Origin of the sequence: Asticcacaulis sp. (genome assembly GCF_035497195.1) — a bacterium.
Classification (GTDB): domain Bacteria; phylum Pseudomonadota; class Alphaproteobacteria; order Caulobacterales; family Caulobacteraceae; genus Asticcacaulis.
Map to the genome: position 1 here is coordinate 1 of NZ_DATJDZ010000006.1, position 2,980 is coordinate 2,980.

The 2,980-nt window shown below is 54.7% G+C and carries 2 tRNA genes and 2 rRNA genes; all 4 read right to left on the reverse strand.

Features of this window, described 5'->3' with window-relative positions:
• Positions 1 to 124 (reverse strand): 23S ribosomal RNA (locus VL130_RS02045); the annotation flags it as partial.
• Between the two features lie 614 nt (positions 125 to 738).
• A tRNA-Ala gene (locus VL130_RS02050) sits at positions 739 to 814 on the reverse strand.
• A gap of 38 nt (positions 815 to 852) precedes the next feature.
• Positions 853 to 929, reverse strand: a tRNA-Ile gene (locus VL130_RS02055).
• A 362-nt stretch (positions 930 to 1,291) separates the two neighbouring features.
• A 16S ribosomal RNA gene (locus VL130_RS02060) occupies positions 1,292 to 2,848 on the reverse strand.
• Between the last annotated feature and the right edge of the window lie 132 nt (positions 2,849 to 2,980).

Genomic DNA, 2,980 nt, shown 5'->3' on the forward strand with positions numbered 1-2,980 from the left:
CCCCATTCGGAAATCCATGGATCAAAGCTTATTCGCAGCTCCCCACGGCTTATCGCAGCGTATCACGTCCTTCATCGCCTGTGCATGCCAAGGCATCCACCAATTGCCCTTATTTCACTTGATCGTTCTCATTGCCAATGCTCATCCTTGAGTTGGATTGGGAATTCCTATCCTTCTCGCTTGCGCTCGAAGGGGTTCCAAATCTGGCTATACGGCCAGATCCAACACTGCAGCTACCTTTTACAGCCACAGCCAATCCAGATGCCATCGACGTGTTCGATACAATCCTCATATGAAGGCACGCCGGTGCACTTCGAGGTCGTATCTTAAGACCAGCTTCTCGAGATCTGTCCGGGGATGCGCGGTCAGGCAACATCCATCGACATGTCGTCAGAGATGACCAAAACACCAAAATCCCCGAAGCCCGAAAGCCTCGAAGTTCAGATGGTTCAAATCACCAACAACAAACATGCCTTGAGTGAACAAGCTTCCTACCTTCTCCAGCCCCTGGTCTGTCTCGGATCGGCTAGACCGTCGACAGCTTGAACAGGACTGGGCTCGGACGTCTCAAGCAATCTTTCGATCACCCTCAACACCTGGAAGCTTCCAGACATATCTTCTCTTCACAATGGTATCAGAACAGGCATCAGGCTCTATCGAGCCGATGCAAACTTTTATTTCTCTCTTAGGATATGATGTTTGTTCCACCGAAGGCGCTTTCTTTCAAAAACGCCGGAATGGTGGAGCTGAGCGGGATCGAACCGCTGACCCCCTGCTTGCAAAGCAGGTGCTCTCCCAGCTGAGCTACAGCCCCAGTTCTTCAACCTCGACCAAACGGTCGAAAGAGAACAATGGTGGGCCCGGGTAGACTCGAACTACCGACCCCACGCTTATCAAGCGTGTGCTCTAACCAACTGAGCTACGGGCCCGATTTACGTGTTCCCACGCTAACCGCACCCAACAGGCAACAGCCGATCGATAAGTCGATCAGACCACCAAACAGGGCCAAAGGCCCACGCCGGTCGTCCGGCGCTCGTCATTACCTTAAATGGCCGGAGCGCAGCGGCAAAGCCGCGACAGCGTGAGGACATATCCTAATCGAGAAAGAGAAACGTAGACGGCGGTATTCGCCTTACTGCGGTGCTTCTGTATCCAGTGACAATGAAGTCAAAGGACATTCCACATCTCAACAGCGTATGTGTTTCGATGGTCGCCTGACTGGCGCCATCTATGTTCTAATAAGCGTGACCAAGATGTCCGGTAATCCGTAATCTATGGTCGGCTTCCTTAGAAAGGAGGTGATCCAGCCGCAGGTTCCCCTACGGCTACCTTGTTACGACTTCACCCCAGTTACCAACCACTCCTTGGGGGCCTGCCTCCCTTGCGGGTTGGCGTAGCCACTTCTGGAGCAATCGACTCCCATGGTGTGACGGGCGGTGTGTACAAGGCCCGGGAACGTATTCACCCCTGCCTGCTGATCAGGGATTACTAGCGATTCCAACTTCAAAGAGTCGAGTTGCAGACTCTTATCCGTACTGAGGACGGTTTTTTCGGATTGGCTTCCCCTCGCGAGTTCGCAACCGTTTGTACCGCCCATTGTAGCACGTGTGTAGCCCTGGACATAAGGGCCATGAGGACTTGACGTCATCCCCACCTTCCTCCGATTTAAATATCGGCAGTCTCGCTAGAGTGCCCGGCCGAACCGCTGGCAACTAACGATAGGGGTTGCGCTCGTTGCGGGACTTAACCCAACATCTCACGACACGAGCTGACGACAGCCATGCAGCACCTAACTACAGGTTCTCCGAAGAGCACCCCGATCTTTCAACCAGGTCCCTGCATTTTCTAGCCCAGGTAAGGTTCTGCGCGTTGCGTCGAATTGAACCACATGCTCCACCGCTTGTGCGGGCCCCCGTCAATTCCTTTGAGTTTTAGCCTTGCGGCCGTACTCCCCAGGCGGGGTGCTTAATGCGTTAGCTACGGCACCGCAGGAGTCAAAGCCCGCGACACCTAGCACCCATCGTTTACGGCGTGGACTACCAGGGTATCTAATCCTGTTTGCTCCCCACGCTTTCGCATCTCAGCGTCAGTCACCGTCCAGAAGGCCGCCTTCGCCACCGATGTTCCTCTCGATATCTACGAATTTCACCTCTACACCGAGAATTCCGCCTTCCTCTCCGGGACTCAAGTTCGTGAGTTTCAAATGCACTTCCTGGGTTAAGCCCAGGGCTTTCACATCTGACTTTACGAACCGCCTACATGCGCTTTACGCCCAGTAATTCCGAACAACGTTTGCACCCTCTGTCTTACCGCGGCTGCTGGCACAGAGTTAGCCGGTGCTTGCTAAAGGGGTACCGTCATCGAGCTGGATGTTAGCCAACCCTTATTCGTCCCCCTCCACAGAGCTTTACAACCCGAAGGCCTTCATCACTCACGCGGCGTCGCTGCGTCAGGCTTTCGCCCATTGCGCAAGATTCCCCACTGCTGCCTCCCGTAGGAGTCTGGACCGTGTCTCAGTTCCAGTGTGGCTGATCATCCTCTCAGACCAGCTACCCGTCTTCGCCTTGGTAGGCCATTACCCTACCAACTAGCTGATGGGCCGCAGGCTCATCCCCTGGCGCCAGCTTTCATGAAGAGGCCGGCTTTGACCTCATCCCCTTTCGAGGACGTGGTCTCATGCTGTATTAGCGCTCCTTTCGGAACGTTATCCACCACCTGGGGGCAGATTACCTACGTGTTACTCACCCGTGCGCCGCTTTACCGGGGCCGAAGCCCTTTCTCGCTCGACTTGCATGTGTTAAGCGCGCCGCTAACGTTCGTTCTGAGCCAGGATCAAACTCTCCAGTTAAATCCTGTTGCATCAGACGGTGGCTAAGACCGCCTGACTTGCTCGCCATTTCTGACGTGCGAGGTCGAGCTTGCGCTCGCCTTGGGACCCACGTCACTTCGTAGGCATACAACCCAGTTTTCAAGGACCGAG